This window comes from Herbiconiux sp. (genome assembly GCF_023264855.1).
GTDB lineage: Bacteria > Actinomycetota > Actinomycetes > Actinomycetales > Microbacteriaceae > Herbiconiux.
The window spans coordinates 1-17,012 of sequence record NZ_JAHFUW010000046.1 but is presented as its reverse complement, the minus strand read 5'-3'; the positions used below and the strand labels follow the sequence as shown (position 1 = coordinate 17,012).

The following is a 17,012-nucleotide window of genomic DNA, read 5'->3' as shown; positions in this document are numbered from 1 at the left end:
TCACATTTGTGACTCCCATCCGCACGCCTGTCGCGGAGAATATCATCCAGCACCACACGCGACCGGCCCGAATTATGTCCATAACGGAGCAACTACTACATGACAATCGCAACGACCGAAAAGGCGCCCAAGCAGGTCGCCGTCAACGACATCGGATCTGCTGAAGACTTCCTCGCCGCGGTCGAAAAGACTCTGAAATTCTTCAACGACGGAGACCTCATCGAAGGCACCGTCGTGAAGATCGACCGCGACGAGGTCCTCCTCGACGTCGGTTACAAGACGGAGGGTGTCATCCCTTCGCGTGAACTCTCCATCAAGCACGACGTCGACCCGACCGAGGTCGTTCAGGTCGGTGACTTGGTCGAGGCCCTCGTCCTCCAGAAGGAAGACAAAGAAGGCCGCCTCATCCTCTCCAAGAAGCGTGCTCAGTACGAGCGTGCATGGGGCGACGTCGAGAAGATCAAGGACGCCGACGGCGTGGTGACCGGTTCGGTCATCGAGGTCGTCAAGGGTGGCCTCATCGTCGACATCGGACTCCGCGGCTTCCTCCCGGCTTCGCTGATCGAGCTGCGCCGCGTGCGCGACCTGACCCCTTACCTGGGCCAGGAGATCGAGGCGAAGATCCTCGAGCTCGACAAGAACCGCAACAACGTCGTGCTGTCGCGCCGCGCCCTGCTCGAGCAGACGCAGTCCGAGAGCCGCACCACCTTCCTCAACAACCTCCAGAAGGGGCAGGTCCGCAAGGGCGTCGTCTCGTCGATCGTCAACTTCGGTGCGTTCGTGGATCTGGGCGGCGTCGACGGCCTCGTGCACGTCTCCGAGCTGTCCTGGAAGCACATCGAGCACGCCTCCGAGGTCGTCGAGGTGGGCCAGGAGGTCACCGTCGAGATCCTCGAGGTCGACCTCGACCGCGAGCGCGTGTCGCTCTCGCTCAAGGCCACCCAGGAAGACCCGTGGCAGGTGTTCGCCCGTACCCACGCCATCGGCCAGGTCGCGCCCGGAAAGGTCACCAAGCTGGTGCCGTTCGGTGCGTTCGTGCGTGTCGCCGAAGGCATCGAGGGTCTGGTGCACATCTCCGAGCTCTCCGGCAAGCACGTCGAGCTCGCCGAGCAGGTCGTGTCGGTCGGCGACGAGGTCTTCGTCAAGGTCATCGACATCGACCTCGAGCGTCGCCGCATCAGCCTCTCGCTGAAGCAGGCCAACGACGGCGTCGACCCCGAAGGCACCGAGTTCGACCCGGCGCTCTACGGCATGCTCACCGAGTACGACGACCAGGGGAACTACAAGTACCCCGAGGGCTTCGACCCGGAGACCAACGAGTGGAAAGAGGGCTTCGACACCCAGCGCGAGGCATGGGAGCAGCAGTACGCTGAGGCCCAGGCTCGCTGGGAGGCCCACAAGAAGCAGGTTGCGACGTCGGCCGAGGTTGCCGCCGCCAGCGACATCCCTTCGGGTTCCAACTCGTTCTCGAGCGAGTCGACCGGCGCCGGCACCCTTGCCGACGACGAGACCCTCGCGGCACTGCGCGAGAAGCTCAGCTCGAACAACTAGTTCCACACCGCTGTTCTGCAGCACACCGGAAGGCCGTTCCCTCGGGGGCGGCCTTCCGGCCGTTAACCGGCGGGCACTGCGGCCAGCGGCAGGTTCGGCGATCCGGGCGCCCGCTAGCATGAAGTGGTGTATCTGATCGCACTCACCGGCGGTATCGCCGCGGGCAAATCGACCGTGACCCGGCGCTTCGCCGAACTCGGCGCCGTCACCATCGATGCCGACCAGCTGGCCCGTGAGGCCGTGGCACCCGGATCCGCGGGTCTGGAGGCCATCCGCCGGCGATTCGGCGAGCAGGTCATCGGCGCAGACGGCAGCCTGGACCGCCCCGCTCTCGGCGCGATCGTATTCGCCGACGACCAGGCCAGGCTCGACCTCAACGGCATCACCCACCCGGCGGTGAAAGACCTGCTCGCCGACAAGCTGGCCGCCATCCGCAGCACGGATGCGGATGCCGTGGTCGTCTACGACATCCCGCTCCTGGCCGAGACCGGCGGCCGGCGCGGCGGCCAGTTCGAATACGTGGTCGTGGTGGAGGCACCGGCAGAGCAACGGATCGAGCGACTGGTCACCCTGCGCGGGATGGCGCGCGACGAGGCGGAACGCCGGATCGGCAGCCAGGCCAGCGACGAGGAGCGGCGCGCCCTCGCCGACGTCGTGATCGACTCGGGCGGCACGCTGGACGAAACCCTCCGCCAGGTCGACGAGGTCTGGCAGCGTATCCTGACCCGCCACCAGCAGGCGGGCTGAGGGGGAGCCTCCGATGAGCCGCATCGATCTCAACGCCGACCTCGGCGAATCTTACGGAGCCTGGACGATGGGCGACGACCGCAGCATGCTCGACGTCGTCACCAGTGCCAACGTCGCCTGCGGCTTCCACGCGGGCGACCCGGCCGGCCTGCTCGCCACGCTCCGCCAGGCCGTCGCGCGCCGCGTGGATGTGGGCGCGCACGTCTCCTATCCCGACCTGCGTGGCTTCGGGCGGCGCGACGCCGATCCGCCGAGCGCCGAGCTGACGGCCGACGTCGTCTACCAGATCGGCGCGCTCCGGGGGCTCGCCGCAGCGGCCGGAACCCACGTGCGCTACGTCAAGCCGCACGGCGCCCTCTACAACCGCATCGTGCACGACGAGCGCCAGGCGGCTGCCGTGGTCGACGCGGTGCTGGCGGTCGACCCCGAGCTCGCGCTGGTCGGGCTGCCCGACTCGGAGATCGCCCGCGTCGCCGAATCCGAGGGCCTGCGTTTCGTACCCGAGGCCTTCGCCGACCGTGCCTACCGCGCCGACGGCAGTCTGGTCTCCCGAACCGAACCGGGTGCGGTGCTGCACGATCCCGGCGAGATCGCCGAGCGGATGCTGCGCCTGGCCACCGAAGGCGTGATCACCTCGATCGAAGGTCAGGACATCGCGCTCTCGGCCGAGACCGTGTGCGTGCACGGCGACACCGCGGGCGCGGTCGGCATCGCGCGCGCGGTGCGGGAGACGTTCGAGTCGGCGGGCCTGGACGTGCGGGCGTTCTCGGCACGATGACCGCAGCCGAATCGCGATGACCGGCGGCACGATGCACATCAGGCGGATGGGGGAGTCGGCGCTGCTGGCGGAGGTTCCGGATGCGCGGGCCGCCGTCGAGCTCTACGGCCGGCTGCGGGTGGACACCCCGGAATGGGTGGTGGAACTGGTGCCCGCGGCCTGCACGGTGCTGCTGGTGTTCGACTGCGAACGGATCGGTGCTTCCCAGGCCGGAGCGTGGCTCGCGGCGACGGCTGCGTGGGCGCGCGGGGCGCGGAGCACCTCGCGGCACGAGTCGGAGCCGCCTGCACCCGCGTCGGTCGCCGCCGACCCCCGTACCCGCTCCGGCGCGGTCTCTCCCTCCGAGCCCGTGGAGATCCTCGCCCGCTACGACGGGCCCGATCTCGGCGAGGTCGCCGCGCTCCTCGGCATCGGCGTCGACGAGGTCGTCCACCGGCACACCGGTCAGCTCTGGACCTCGGCCTTCATCGGATTCGCACCGGGGTTCGCCTACCTGATGGGGGAGCACGAGCCGCTCACGGTGCCCCGTCGGGAGACGCCGCGAACCGCCGTGCCCGCCGGATCCATCGCCCTGGCCGCGGGCTTCTGCGGCATCTACCCACGCGCCTCGCCGGGCGGGTGGCACCTCATCGGCACGACGGAGGCGCGACTCTGGGACGTGGGCCGTGCGCAGCCGGCGCTTCTGGCGCCGGGAACACGAGTGAGGTTCGTCCGTGAGCGGTGAGGCCTGGGTGACGGCGGGGCTCGGGCCGGGCGGGCTCGCGGGCTTCGAGGTCGTGGCGTCCGGAGCGCTCACCCTGTTGCAGGATGCGGGCCGGCCCGGATACGCCCATCTCGGTGTGACGACTTCGGGCGCGGCCGACCGCGGCGCGTACGCGGCGGCGAACCGGCTCGTCGGCAACCGGCCAGGAGCGGCGTGCCTCGAGGTGACTTTCGGCGGGCTGCGGATGAGAGCGCTCCGCACGGCCTTCGTGGCCGTCACGGGCGCTCCGGCCACCGTGCTCGTGCATCGGGCGAGGGCATCCGCGGCGCCGTTCGAGTCTCCGTCCGGCTACGCGTTCACCCTGTTCGCGGGGGACGTGATGGAGGTCGCTGCGCCCACGGAGGGGCTTCGCAACTACCTCGCCGTGCGCGGCGGATTCGCCGCCGAGCCTGTGCTGGGGAGCCGGTCCGCGGATGTGCTGAGCGGGCTCGGACCGGCGCCTCTGGAGGCCGGCGACATCCTGTCGGTGTCCGTGGAGGCGGCTGACTGGCCGCCGGATGCGTTCATCCCTCCGCTCCTGCCGAACGCCGGGCCGGTGCGGCTGCGGCTGACGCGCGGGCCGCGCGACGACTGGTTCGGCGACCGAGGCTGGCGTGCACTGCTCGACTCGCTCTGGACCGTGAGTGCCGACTCGAATCGGGTGGGCGTGCGGGTGAGTCCCTCCGAGGGAGGGGTGGGCCTGCGACGCGCGCCCGGGTACGACGGCGAGCTGCCGAGCGAGGGGATGGTGGCGGGTGCCGTGCAGGTGCCGCCGAGCGGGCATCCGGTGCTCTTCCTGCGCGACCACCCCGTCACCGGCGGTTACCCCGTGATCGGCGTGCTCACAGAGGCGGCCGTGGACCGAGCGGCTCAGCTCCGGCCCGGCGACGACGTCCGGTTCATCGAGACGCGACGGTGAGAAAAAGCTGCAAATAACGAGGACCGAAGCCACATACAGCCTCGGTCCTCGTTATTTGCAGCTTTATTCGACTTAGGCGGCGGCATCAGCCGAAGAGCATCGCGGCTTCCTCGTAGCGGTGCTGCGGCACCGTCTTGAGCTTGCCGAGGGCGTCTTCGAAGGCGACGGTGGTGATCTCGGTGCCGGCCAGCGCCACCATACGGCCCCAGGCCTCCTCCTGCACGATGTCGGAGGCGGCCATGCCGAGGCGGGTGGCGAGCACCCGGTCGAACGCGGTGGGCACGCCGCCGCGCTGGATGTGCCCGAGCGTGGTGGCACGGGTCTCGATGCCCGTGAGCTCCTCGATCATCGGGGCGAGACGCTCGCCGATGCCGCCCAGCCGCGGACGGCCGAACGCGTCGAGCCCGCGCTCGGAGTGCGCGTCGTCGGTCTGGTCGGGCTTGAAGCCCTCGGCCACGACCACCAGCGGCGCGCGACCACGGTCGGCTGCGCTGCGCACCCACGCTGCGACCTGCTCCAGGCTGGTCTGCTGCTCCGGGATCAGGATGGCGTGCGCCCCGGCGGCCATGCCCGAGTGCAGGGCGATCCAGCCGACGTGCCGGCCCATCACCTCGGCGACCATGCAGCGGCTGTGCGAGTCGCCCGTGGTGCGCAGACGGTCCATGGCCTCGGTGGCGATCTGCACGGCGGTGTCGAAGCCGAAGGTGTAGTCGGTGGCGTCGAGATCGTTGTCGACCGTCTTGGGCACGCCCACGATCTTGAGCCCGGCATCCGTCAGCCGCTTGGCCGCCGCGAGGGTGCCCTCGCCACCGATGGCCATGATGGCGTCGATTCCGAGGCGGTCGAGGTTCTCCTGGATGCGCTCGGGGCCGCCGTTGCCCTCGAAGGGGTTGGTGCGGGAGGTGCCGAGGATGGTGCCGCCCTGCTTGCCGATGCCGCGCACGTCGCCGCGCTCGAGCGGCCGCACGTCGCCGGCCACGACGCCGCGCCAGCCGTCTTTGAAGCCGACGAACTCCTGCCCGTTGATCTCGGTGCCTTTCAGCACGGCGCCGCGGATGACCGCGTTCAGACCGGGGCAGTCGCCGCCGCTGGTCAGGATTCCAATTCTCATCTGAAGTTCCGCCTCGATGTGGTGGTGGGAGAGGGGGACGCTCGGCATATCGCTCTGAGCGAGCACCGACGCTGGTGTCGGTGGCCCAACCTAAACTTATTGCATGGAACCCACTCGCTCTGTACACCCCTTCGAGGTCATCAGTGAATACACGCCGAGTGGAGACCAGCCGGCGGCCATCGCCGAGCTCGCGGGCCGCATCAACGCCGGCGAGACGGATGTCGTGCTGCTGGGCGCCACCGGTACCGGAAAGTCGGCCACGACGGCCTGGCTGATCGAGCAGGTGCAGCGGCCCACGCTGGTGCTCGCGCACAACAAGACGCTCGCGGCACAGCTGGCGAACGAGTTCCGCGAGCTGATGCCCAACAACGCCGTGGAGTACTTCGTCTCCTATTACGACTACTACCAGCCTGAGGCCTACGTGCCGCAGACCGATACCTTCATCGAGAAAGACTCCTCGGTGAACGCCGAGGTCGAGCGGCTGCGGCACTCCACCACGAACTCGCTGCTCTCCCGGCGCGACGTGATCGTCGTTTCGACCGTGTCCTGCATCTACGGCCTCGGTGCACCGGAGCAGTACCTCAAGGCGATGATCGCGCTGCAGGTGGGCGACCGCATCAACCGCGACAAGCTCATCCGGCGCTTCGTGTCGATGCAGTACCAGCGCAACGACGTCGACTTCTCCCGCGGCAATTTCCGGGTGCGCGGCGACACCATCGAGATCATCCCGATGTACGAAGAGCTGGCGATCCGCATCGAGATGTTCGGTGACGAGATCGAGGGGCTCTACGCCCTGCATCCGCTCACCGGCGACATCGTGAAGAAGCTGGAGTCGGTCTCGGTGTTCCCGGGCTCGCACTATGTGGCCGACACGGATGTGATGCACCGCGCCATCGAGACCATCCAGACCGAGCTGCACGACCGGCTGGCCGTGCTCGAGCGCGAGGGCAAGCTGCTCGAAGCCCAGCGGCTGCGGATGCGCACCACCTTCGACCTCGAGATGATGCAGCAGATCGGCTTCTGCTCGGGCATCGAGAACTACTCACGGCACATCGACGCCCGCGCGCCGGGTGAGGCACCGCACTGCCTGCTCGACTTCTTCCCCGACGACTTCCTCGTGGTGATCGACGAGTCGCACGTGACCGTGCCGCAGATCGGCGCCATGTACGAGGGCGACTCCTCGCGCAAGCGCACGCTGGTCGACCACGGCTTCCGGCTGCCGAGCGCGCTCGACAACCGGCCGCTGAAGTGGAACGAGTTCAAGAACCGCGTGGGCCAGACGGTCTATCTCTCGGCCACTCCCGGCAAGTACGAGATGGGCATCGCGGATGGCGTGGTGGAGCAGATCATCCGCCCCACCGGTCTGATCGACCCGACGCTGGTGATCAAACCCTCGAAGGGGCAGATCGACGACTTGCTCGAGGAGATCCGCATCCGGGCCGCGAAAGACGAGCGGGTGCTCGTCACCACGCTCACCAAGAAGATGGCCGAGGAGCTCACCGACTACCTCACCGAGGCCGGGGTGCGAGTGCGTTACCTGCACTCGGATGTCGACACGCTACGCCGCGTCGAGCTGCTCACCGAGCTGCGGATGGGCGTGTACGACGTGCTCGTGGGCATCAACCTGCTCCGGGAGGGGCTCGACCTTCCCGAGGTGTCGCTGGTGGCGATCCTGGATGCCGACAAGGAGGGCTTCCTGCGCTCGTCGACCTCGCTCATCCAGACCATCGGTCGTGCCGCCCGGAACGTCTCGGGCGAGGTGCATCTCTACGCCGACAAGATGACGGATTCGATGCGTCTGGCGATCGACGAGACCGACCGCCGGCGCGAGAAGCAGGTGGCGTACAACACGCTGCACGGCATCGATCCGCAGCCGCTGCGCAAGAAGATCGCCGACATCACCGAGGCGCTGGCGCGCGAGGGCGCCGACACCGCCGACCTGCTGCGCGAGCGCTCGGGCCGGGGCAAGAAGAGCCCCACCCCGAACCTGCGCCGCGAGGGCATCGCCGCCGCCGGCGCGAACGACCTCGAAGGCATCATCGCCGACCTCAACAGCCAGATGCTCGAGGCCGCCGCCGAGCTCAAGTTCGAGCTGGCCGGCCGCCTGCGCGACGAGGTCTCCGAACTCAAGCGCGAACTCCGCCAGATGGAGAAGGCCGGCCACATCAGCTGAGCGCAACGACGGAGCCTCGGGCCCGATTCGGGCTGAGGATACGTCGTTGGCTGCGAAGTGCGCGAAACTCCGTCGTTGCGTTGGCGGGATCGGCGGGATCCGCGAGGCAATCCCGCCGAATCGTTGCCGGGGTGCCGCCCACAGCGCTGTGCCTGTATCGCTCTGGGCGTGCCGCCCAGAGCGTAATCGCGGGCCGGTGTCGGTGGGTCGACATAGACTTTCGGGGTGTCGATTTCGAGCCTAGATTCCGCAGATTCCCTCGCCCTCAGCCCCTCCGAAGAACTGGCCCGTGAACGGGCCGCCGAGCTCTCCGGTCCGGCCGCTGCGCTGCGCCACGGAGCCAGCGGAAAGCTCAGCGTGCACGGTGCGCGCGTGCACAATCTGCGCGACGTCGACATCGAGATCCCGCGCGATTCGCTGGTCGTGTTCACCGGCCTGTCCGGCTCGGGCAAGTCGAGCCTCGCGTTCGACACGATCTTCGCCGAGGGCCAGCGACGGTACGTCGAGAGCCTCAGCGCCTACGCCCGCCAGTTCCTGGGCCAGGTCGACCGGCCCGACGTCGACTTCATCGAGGGACTGAGCCCGGCGGTCTCGATCGACCAGAAGTCGACCAACCGCAACCCGCGCTCCACCGTCGGCACCATCACCGAGATCTACGACTACATGCGCCTGCTCTGGGCGCGCATCGGCATCGCCCACTGTCCCGTCTGCGGCGAGGTCATCTCGGCCCAGACCGTGCAGCAGATCGCCGACCAGCTGATGGAACTCGAAGACGGCATCCGCTACCAGATCCTCAGCCCCGTCGTCTCGCAGAAGAAGGGCGAGTTCGTCGACCTCTTCAAGGAGCTCAGCGCAGGCGGCTATTCCCGCGCGGTCGTCGACGGCGACGTGGTGCAGCTGAGCGACCCGCCGAAGCTCAAGAAGCAGTTCAAGCACGACATCTCGGTGGTGGTCGACCGCCTGGTCGCCGGCCCCGAGATCCTCGGCCGCCTCACCGACTCACTCGAGACGGCTCTGCGCCTCACCGACGGCCTGGTGCAGATCAACTACGTCGACGAGAACGGCCCCGAGGCCTGGTCGACGTTCTCGGAGAAGCTCTCCTGCCCGAACCAGCACCCGATCCAGCTCACCGAGATCGAGCCGCGCACCTTCTCGTTCAACGCGCCGTTCGGCGCCTGCCCGGAGTGCTCGGGCCTCGGTACCCGGATGTCGGTCGACCAAGACCTGCTGCTCGGCGACGAAGACCTCAGCATCAACGACGGCGTCATCATCCCCTGGACCACCCAGGGCAAGGGCCTCTTCCAGTACTACGAGAAGCTGCTCGACGGCCTCGCCCGCGACCTGAAGTTCTCGCTGAACACCCCGTGGAAGAAGCTCAGCCCCGAGGTGCGCGAGGCGATTCTGCGCGGCAACAACTTCGAGGTGAAGGTCAAGTGGAAGAACCGCTACGGCCGTGAGATGAGCTACACCTCCGGCTTCGAGGGCGTGATGCCGTACATCGAGCGGCAGTTCCTGCAGGCCGAGTCCGACTCGCAGCGCGTGCGCTGGAGCGAATACCTGCGCGAGATCCCGTGCCCCGTCTGCGACGGCAAGCGGCTGAAGCCCGAGGTGCTCGCCGTCACCGTCAACGAGCACAGCATCGCGGATGTCTCCGAGCTCAGTCTCGGCGACGCCCAGCGCTTCATGGGCACCCTGACCCTCACCGACCGCGAGGCCATGATCGGCGCCCAGGTGCTGCGCGAGATCAAGGCCCGCCTCGACTTCCTGATCGAGGTCGGTCTGAGCTACCTCGACCTGGCGCGGGCCGCCGGGTCGCTCTCCGGCGGCGAGGCCCAGCGCATCCGTCTGGCCACCCAGATCGGCTCCGGCCTCACCGGTGTGCTCTACGTGCTCGACGAGCCGAGCATCGGGTTGCACCAGCGCGACAACCGCCGCCTGATCGAGACCCTCGTGAAGCTCAAGAGCCTCGGCAACACGCTGATCGTGGTGGAGCACGACGAAGACACCATCCGCACCGCCGACTGGATCGTCGACATCGGACCGGGTGCCGGCGTGAACGGCGGCACCGTGGTGCACTCCGGTCACTACGACGAGCTGCTCGCGAACACCGATTCGCTCACCGGCGACTACCTCTCGGGCCGCAAGTCGATCGAGGTGCCGAAGAAGCGGCGGCCGATCGACCGCAAGCGCATGGTCACCGTGCAGGGTGCCGAGGCGAACAACCTCAAGAACGTCACGGCCGACTTCCCGCTCGGCGTGCTGACCGCGGTCACCGGAGTGAGCGGATCGGGCAAGTCGAGCCTCGTGAACGACATCCTGTACAGGGTGCTCGCCAACAAGCTCAACGGCGCCCGCAAGCTGCCCGCCAAGCACAAGCGCATCACCGGGCTGGAGAACCTCGACAAGGTCGTGCACGTCGACCAGAACCCGATCGGGCGCACGCCGCGCTCGAACCCGGCGACGTACACGGGTGTTTTCGACCGCATCCGCAACCTGTTCGCCGAGACCGCGGAAGCCAAGGCGCGCGGTTACCTCGCGGGCCGGTTCTCGTTCAACGTCAAGGGCGGCCGCTGCGAGGCCTGCTCGGGCGACGGCACCATCAAGATCGAGATGAACTTCCTGCCCGACGTGTACGTGGCGTGCGAGGTGTGCGGGGGAGCGCGCTACAACCGCGACACCCTGAGCATCCACTACAAGGGCAAGAACATCGCCGAGGTGCTCGACATGCCGATCAGCGAGGCGGCCGACTTCTTCGAGCCGATCTCGGCCATCCACCGCTTCTTGAAGACGCTGGTGGAAGTGGGACTCGGTTACGTGCGGCTCGGTCAGAGCGCCACCACGCTCTCCGGCGGCGAGGCGCAGCGTGTGAAGCTCGCCACCGAGCTGCAGCGCCGCTCGAACGGCCGCAGCGTCTACGTGCTCGACGAGCCGACCACCGGTCTGCACTTCGAAGACGTGCGCAAGCTGCTGCTGGTGCTGAACGGCCTGGTCGACAAGGGCAACACGGTGATCGTGATCGAGCACAACCTCGACGTGATCAAGTCGGCGGACTGGCTGATCGACCTCGGCCCCGAGGGCGGATCCGGCGGCGGAACGATCATCGGCACCGGAACGCCCGAGAAGCTGGCCACGATCGAGGCGAGCCACACGGGTACGTTCCTGCGCGAGATCCTGCCGGCGCCGAAGAAGCGCTGACAGTCCCTCGCCGCAGGCGTCAGCGCAGGCGGAGCGGGGCGAGCAGCGCGTCGGCGGCGGTGACGTCCGTCTCCGGCGAGGTGTCGTCGCAGCGGGGGAGCGAGCGGTCGCCGCTGCCCCCGCCATCGCCGGCGGGCTCGACGCGCTCGAGCCGGATGGCCACCCGGCGAGGCTCCTCGTCGCCGTACTCGTAGTGCAGGTCGTCGCCCAGCTCGGCGAGCAGCTCTCCGACCTCGACCTCGTTCTCGTCGACCAGTCTCTCGTCGTCGGGCTCGTCGGCGATTCGGTCGGCCGACGTGTAGACCTCGTCGGGTTCACTCGCCGCGGTGAAGCCGTGCGACTCCGCGTTCGGCCAGTCCAGGCTCAACTGAACGGCCAGGTGCAGTTCGCCCAGATCGGCGTCGGCCTCCAGGAGAAGGCTCCTCCACACCGCCGGCTCCGATCCCTGCACGTCGACGCGCAGGCCCAGCACGGTGCCCGGCTGATGCGGATTACGGCCGTCGTCGAACAGCCCCAGCTCGTCGGCGATGTCGTCGATCGCATCGGCCAGGGCGGCACGCAGGCCCGTGGGGGCTTCGTACCGTGAATCGCCGGCCGGGCCGATGAGGGTCAGGATGCCGTCGCTCGTCAGCTCGCCCAGCATCCGGTCGGTCTCGCCGTCGGCCTCACCCGACAGCGTGCCTGCGGCGCCGGCCGCGATGTCGAGCAGCTCGACGATCTGCTCCACCGGGGTCGACGGCAGCAGGAGCGGGTTGGCGGCGACGCAGAGCAGGCCGAGCACGCGCTCCTGAGCGAGCGCTCGTGGCTCGGAGGCGGCGTCGCCCTCAGCGCTGCGCAGCACCTCGCGCAGCCGCTCGGTCAGCTGCTCGGGCGTGGAGATGGCGGAGGCCAATCCCTCGAATGCGGCTCGTTCCTCGGCGCGCGGCACGTCGTCGACGTCTTCCAGGGCATCGATCAGGTGCAGCAGGAGGCGGGTGCTGATGTCGTAGGCGTCTTCGAGCAGATCCGAGCTCGCATCGATCTGCGCGTCGGTGCCTTCCCAGGCGCCCGTCTCCACCGCGAAGTCGAGGTAGTGCTCGAGGGTCTCGATGACCTCGGGGAGGCGAGGCGCCAGCTCGGGGTCGGCCTCGACCGCCGCGAGGAGGGGATCGAGCACCTCCACCACCGGTTCGTGCAGGCGCCGCGACGACAGCTCGAACAGCTTTCCGAGCAGGGCCGTGGTCTCGGGCGCCGAGGCGTGATCGTGCCCGTCGACCGAGGCCGCGTGCTGCGCGTACCACCGCTCGAACCGCACCAGAAGCGCCGTGGTGCCGGTCTCCGACCGCCCTGTCGACGGGCGTCGTCCGCCCGGCCTCCGTTTGGTGCTCATGGTTCCGACCTCTCCGCTTTTCTGCCTGTCCGCTCAGCGCGCACCGCACACACGATCGTAAGGGCACCCGGTGTCGGTGCCGGGTGCGAGAATTGAGGCAACCATGGCAGACACAGTTTCCTACCGGCCCAAAGCCGGCGAGATCCCGACCCAGCCCGGCGTCTATCGCTTCAAAGACGCGAAGGGCCGCGTGCTGTACGTGGGCAAGGCCAAGAACCTGCGCGCCCGCCTCAGCAACTACTTCGCGCCGTTGCGGAGCCTGCACGAGCGCACCCGGCGGATGGTCACGACGGCCGCGGGCGTGGAGTGGACAGTCGTCAAGACCGACATCGAGTCGCTCCAGCTGGAATACACCTGGATCAAGGAGTTCGATCCGCCGTTCAACGTCAAGTTCCGCGACGACAAGACCTACCCCTTCCTGGCGCTCACGCTGGGCGACGAGGCGCCCCGCGTGCTCGTGACGCGCAACCACCGCATCCGCGGGGCCCGGTACTTCGGGCCGTTCCCCAAGATCTGGGCCGTCAAAGACACCATCGACCTGATGATCAAGGCGTTCCCCATCCGCACCTGCTCCGATTCGAGCTACAAGCACGCCATGCAGACCGGCCGGCCCTGCTTCCCGGGCCAGATCGGGCGCTGCGGCGGCCCGTGCTCGGGCAAGGTCACGATCGTCGAGCACCGCGCGATCGTCGACGACTTCGTGGCCTTCATGGCCGGCGGCGACAAGCGCTTCGTCACCGCGGCCACCAAGAACATGAAGGCGGCGGCCGAGCGGCAGGACTACGAGGCGGCCGCCAAGTACCGCGATCAGCTGCAGGCTCTCGAGGCCGTGCTCGCGAAGAGCGCCGTGGTGCTGCGCGACGGTGTCGACGCCGACCTGTTCGCCATCGAGCACGACGAGCTGGCCGCATCCGTTCAGCAGTTCATCGTGCGCGCCGGGCGCATCCGGGGCGAGCGCTCGTGGACGGTCGACAAGGAGATCGACGTCGACACCTCCGAACTGGTCGACTCGATCCTGCAGCAGGCCTACGAGGGCGAAGTGCCGCCGAAGGAGATCATCGTGCCGGCCCTGCCCGATGACACCGAAGAGCTCGAGGCCTGGCTGGGGGAGCGGCGCGCCAAGGGCCAGGTGCACCTGCGCACGGCCCAGCGCGGCGAGAAGGCGGCTCTGATGGCCACCGCCACCATGAACGCCAAGAACAACCTGATGCTCTACAAGACCAGGCGATCCTCCGACTTCGTGGCCCGCTCGCAGGCGCTCACCGACATCCAAGAAGCCCTCGGCATGACGGATGCCCCGCTGCGCATGGAGTGCTACGACGTGTCGCACCTGCAGGGCACCAACATCGTCGCCTCGATGGTGGTGTTCGAAGACGGGCTGGCCCGCAAAGACCAGTACCGACGGTTCTCGATCGCCGACTCGACGGATGACACCGAGTCGATCTACCAGGTCATCACCCGGCGGCTCGCCTACCTCAAGACCGACGAGGAGAAGGATGCCGCGGGCGAGGCCGCCGACGTCGCCGAGGCGCTGGCGGCGGAAGCCGGAGGCGAACCCCGCGACGAGATCGTCGTGCCCGAGAAGCGCAAGAAGTTCGCCTACCCGCCGAACCTGCTGATCGTCGACGGCGGCCAGCCGCAGGTGAATGCGGCCGCGCGCGCTCTCGAGGAGTCGGGCGTGCAGGGGATCTTCCTGGCCGGCATCGCCAAGCGACTCGAGGAGGTCTGGCTTCCTGACACCGACTACCCGGTCATCCTGCCTCGGGGCAGCGAGGCGCTGTTCATGATCCAGCGCATCCGCGACGAGGCGCACCGCTTCGCGATCACGCACCAGCGGGCCCGGCGCAAGCGCGACATCACGTCCGTGCTCACCGAGGTGCCGGGGCTCGGTCCCGCCCGCGTGCGCGAACTCCTGCGCCATTTCGGGTCGGTTGCGGAACTCAAGAAGGCGGACGTGACGGCGATCGCCGAGGTCAAGGGCATCGGCTCCGTGCTGGCCGAGCAGATCCGCGTAACGCTCGCCGGGTAGGCTAGGCAGACGGTCCCGATTACGAAGCGAAAGCGAACGATGGCTCCCGATTCCCCTCAGCAGCAAGAAGTGCTGATCGTCACGGGCATGTCCGGTGCGGGGCGGTCCACCGTCGCGAACGCGCTCGAAGACCTCGGCTGGTACGTGGTCGACAACCTGCCGCCGCAGATGCTGCGTCCGCTGGTCGACCTCGCCGAGCACGCCGGTTCGACCCTGCCGCGGATCGCCGCGGTGGTGGATGTGCGCGGGCGCGACTTCTTCTCCGACCTGCAAGACATCATCCAGGCCCTGCGCGGCGGCATCCAGCTGCGCGTGGTGTTCCTGGAGGCGACGGATCAGGCGCTCGTGCGCCGCTTCGAACAGGTGCGGCGCCCGCATCCGCTGCAGGGCAACGGCACGCTGCTGGACGGGATCGGCGCCGAGCGCGCTCGCCTCAGCCCCATCCGCGAGTCCAGCGACATCCTGATCGACACCTCCGATCTCAACATCCATCAGCTCGCTACGGCGGTGCAGGAGCGCTTCTCGACGGCCGACACCGCCGGGGTGCAACTCACCGTGATGAGCTTCGGCTTCAAGTACGGGGCGCCGACGGATGCCGACGGCATCGCCGACGCCCGCTTCCTGCCGAACCCGTTCTGGGTTCCCGAACTGCGCGCGCACACCGGTCTCGACACCGAGGTGAGCGAGTACGTGCTGGGGCAGCCCGGCGCCCGTGACTTCGTCGACGCCTACGCGAAGGCGCTCGAACCCGTTCTCGCCGGGTATCAGCGGGAGAACAAGAGGCACGCCACGATCGCGATCGGCTGTACGGGCGGCAAGCACCGCTCCGTGGCCATCGCGCGAGAGCTGGCCGAGCAGCTGGCGACCTTCCCCGGAGTCGTCGTCAGCGTCAAGCACCGCGACCTCGGCCGGGAATGACCGGCCAGCGGCCCCGGTGATTCCGAGCCCCGGCCGCAGCAGAGGTACGCGCACCACCGTTATCCGTCTTCGGACGCACAGAAGTAGAAGAAGGTTTCCATAGTGGCTCTCACCGCCGACGTCAAAGACGAACTGACCCGTGTCGTGGTCAGCAAGACGACCGTCCGGGCTGCCGAACTCGCCACCATCCTGCGGTTCGCGGGCGGGCTGCACCTGATCTCGTCGCGGATCGCGATCGAGGCCGAGCTCGACACCCCCGACATCGTCAAGCGCGTGCTGCGCGACCTGGCCGAGCTCTACGGTGTGAAGGGCGACGTCTCGATGATCGCTCCCTCCGGCGGTCGTCGCGACGGCTCGTACCTCGTGCGCGTGCTCGAGGGGGGCGAGACGTTGGCCCGTCAGACCGGGCTGCTGGATGCGCGGCGCCGGCCCATCCGCGGCCTTCCGAACCGTCTCACCACGGGTGGGCGCGATGACCTCGCCGCCGTCTGGCGGGGTGCCTTCCTGGCCAGTGGATCACTGACCGATCCCGGCCGCTCGGCGGCCCTCGAAGTCACCTGCCCGGGCAACGAGGCCGCGATGGCGCTCGTGGGGGCCGCCTCCCGCCTCGGCATCTCCACCAAGGCCCGCGAAGTGCGAGGTGTCCACCGGGTCGTCATCCGTGACGGCGAGGTGATCGCCGCGATGCTCTCGGTGATGGGCGCCACCGACACGGTCACCAAGTGGGAGGAGATGCGCCAGCGTCGCGAGGTGCGGGCCACCGCCAACCGCCTGGTGAACTTCGACGACGCGAATCTGCGGCGCTCGGCGCAGGCCGCCGTCGCCGCCTGCGCCCGCGTCGAGCGCGCGATGGAGATCCTCGGCGAAGACATTCCCGATCACCTCAAGTACGCCGGTGAGCTGCGTCTCGCCCACCGCGACTCGAGCCTGGACGAGCTCGGACACCACGCCGATCCGCCGATGACGAAGGATGCGATCGCGGGCCGCATCCGGCGTCTGCTGGCCATGGCCGACAAGCAGGCCACCGACCAGGGCATCCCCGGCACCGAGGCGAACCTGCCGCCCGACCTGGACGACTGACGCACGAAGCCTGAGCGCGATCTCGGCGCTAGCCCGGCGCAAGCCGAACCGCAATAGACTGAAAACGACACTCACAGCCGCCGCATCACTGGCCGGCGGCCAGACGAACGAGGAGATCATCAATGGCTGAGTACACGCTGCCGGAACTGCCGTACGACTACGCCGCTCTCGAGCCCCACATCTCGGGCAAGATCATGCAGCTGCACCACGACAAGCACCACGCCACCTACGTCGCCGGCGCCAACACCGCCCTCGCCTCCCTCGCCGAGGCCCGCGAGAGCGGCAACCTCGCCAACGTCAACAAGCTCGAGAAAGACCTCGCCTTCAACCTCGGCGGCCACGTCAACCACTCGATCTTCTGGACCAACCTCACCCCCGACACCCAGACCCCCGAAGGCGA

General features: G+C 68.5%; 12 protein-coding genes and 1 pseudogene. 11 read left to right on the top strand and 2 right to left on the bottom strand.

The genetic code is table 11. From position 1 onward, the window contains the following. Positions 1-99 precede the first annotated feature (99 nt). From rpsA to Q0D75_RS16335, 5 genes are all read left to right on the top strand, one after another. A complete protein-coding gene (gene rpsA, locus Q0D75_RS16355) occupies positions 100-1,551 on the top strand; it encodes a 30S ribosomal protein S1 (protein WP_291055772.1) in 1,452 nt (483 codons plus the stop codon). Between the two features lie 126 nt (positions 1,552-1,677). Continuing rightward, positions 1,678-2,298 (top strand): dephospho-CoA kinase, encoded by a 621-nt coding sequence (coaE, locus tag Q0D75_RS16350; RefSeq protein ID WP_291055768.1) that lies wholly within the window; start codon positions 1,678-1,680, stop codon positions 2,296-2,298. 13 nt (positions 2,299-2,311) lie between these two features. Then, on the top strand, positions 2,312-3,076 hold the full coding sequence (locus Q0D75_RS16345) for a 5-oxoprolinase subunit PxpA (protein WP_291055765.1): 765 nt from the start codon (positions 2,312-2,314) through the stop codon (positions 3,074-3,076). 16 nt (positions 3,077-3,092) lie between these two features. Next, entirely contained in the window at positions 3,093-3,800 is a 708-nt protein-coding gene (locus tag Q0D75_RS16340; RefSeq protein WP_291055762.1) for an allophanate hydrolase subunit 1, read from the top strand. Then, a complete protein-coding gene (locus Q0D75_RS16335; RefSeq protein ID WP_291055760.1) occupies positions 3,790-4,737 on the top strand; it encodes a biotin-dependent carboxyltransferase family protein in 948 nt (315 codons plus the stop codon). Before Q0D75_RS16340 ends, Q0D75_RS16335 begins: the two co-directional genes overlap by 11 nt. Before the next feature lie 85 nt (positions 4,738-4,822). Here Q0D75_RS16335 and Q0D75_RS16330 read toward each other — a convergent pair whose 3' ends face one another. Next, on the bottom strand, positions 4,823-5,848 hold the full coding sequence (locus tag Q0D75_RS16330; RefSeq protein WP_291055758.1) for a 6-phosphofructokinase: 1,026 nt from the start codon (positions 5,846-5,848) through the stop codon (positions 4,823-4,825). Between the two features lie 103 nt (positions 5,849-5,951). On the opposite strand from Q0D75_RS16330, the gene uvrB reads away from it, so the two are divergent. Both uvrB and uvrA read left to right on the top strand, forming a co-directional pair. Next, on the top strand, positions 5,952-8,021 hold the full coding sequence (uvrB, locus tag Q0D75_RS16325) for an excinuclease ABC subunit UvrB (protein ID WP_291055756.1): 2,070 nt from the start codon (positions 5,952-5,954) through the stop codon (positions 8,019-8,021). A 327-nt stretch (positions 8,022-8,348) separates the two neighbouring features. Further along, on the top strand, positions 8,349-11,216 hold the full coding sequence (gene uvrA / locus Q0D75_RS16320) for an excinuclease ABC subunit UvrA (protein WP_291055809.1): 2,868 nt from the start codon (positions 8,349-8,351) through the stop codon (positions 11,214-11,216). Positions 11,217-11,235: 19 nt separating this feature from the next. On the opposite strand, the gene Q0D75_RS16315 is transcribed toward uvrA, so the two are convergent. Beyond that, the gene (locus Q0D75_RS16315; protein ID WP_291055753.1) at positions 11,236-12,585 is read right to left on the bottom strand and encodes a hypothetical protein; all 1,350 of its coding nucleotides are present in this window, start codon (positions 12,583-12,585) and stop codon (positions 11,236-11,238) included. A gap of 103 nt (positions 12,586-12,688) precedes the next feature. Between Q0D75_RS16315 and uvrC the strand changes: the two genes are divergently transcribed. The 4 genes and pseudogenes from uvrC to Q0D75_RS16295 all read left to right on the top strand — a co-directional run. Continuing rightward, positions 12,689-14,614 carry an excinuclease ABC subunit UvrC gene (gene uvrC, locus Q0D75_RS16310; RefSeq protein WP_291055750.1) on the top strand — a complete coding sequence of 642 codons (1,926 nt, stop codon included), beginning with the start codon at positions 12,689-12,691 and terminating at the stop codon, positions 14,612-14,614. A gap of 39 nt (positions 14,615-14,653) precedes the next feature. Further along, positions 14,654-15,532 (top strand): RNase adapter RapZ, encoded by an 879-nt coding sequence (rapZ, locus tag Q0D75_RS16305; protein WP_291055747.1) that lies wholly within the window; start codon positions 14,654-14,656, stop codon positions 15,530-15,532. 102 nt (positions 15,533-15,634) lie between these two features. Next, a complete protein-coding gene (gene whiA / locus Q0D75_RS16300) occupies positions 15,635-16,612 on the top strand; it encodes a DNA-binding protein WhiA (protein WP_291055744.1) in 978 nt (325 codons plus the stop codon). A gap of 122 nt (positions 16,613-16,734) precedes the next feature. Beyond that, positions 16,735-17,012 (top strand): annotated as a pseudogene (locus Q0D75_RS16295) (superoxide dismutase); the annotation flags it as partial.

Excerpts from the sequence above, each read along its gene's own strand:
- rpsA (WP_291055772.1), top strand. The coding sequence starts at position 100 with ATGACAATCGCAACGACCGAAAAGGCGCCCAAGCAGGTCGCCGTCAAC.
- Q0D75_RS16345 (WP_291055765.1), top strand. The coding sequence starts at position 2,312 with ATGAGCCGCATCGATCTCAACGCCGACCTCGGCGAATCTTACGGAGCC.
- Q0D75_RS16340 (WP_291055762.1), top strand. The coding sequence starts at position 3,093 with ATGACCGGCGGCACGATGCACATCAGGCGGATGGGGGAGTCGGCGCTG.
- Q0D75_RS16330 (WP_291055758.1), bottom strand. The coding sequence starts at position 5,848 with ATGAGAATTGGAATCCTGACCAGCGGCGGCGACTGCCCCGGTCTGAAC.
- uvrB (WP_291055756.1), top strand. The coding sequence starts at position 5,952 with ATGGAACCCACTCGCTCTGTACACCCCTTCGAGGTCATCAGTGAATAC.
- Q0D75_RS16315 (WP_291055753.1), bottom strand. The coding sequence starts at position 12,585 with ATGAGCACCAAACGGAGGCCGGGCGGACGACGCCCGTCGACAGGGCGG.
- uvrC (WP_291055750.1), top strand. The coding sequence starts at position 12,689 with ATGGCAGACACAGTTTCCTACCGGCCCAAAGCCGGCGAGATCCCGACC.
- rapZ (WP_291055747.1), top strand. The coding sequence starts at position 14,654 with ATGGCTCCCGATTCCCCTCAGCAGCAAGAAGTGCTGATCGTCACGGGC.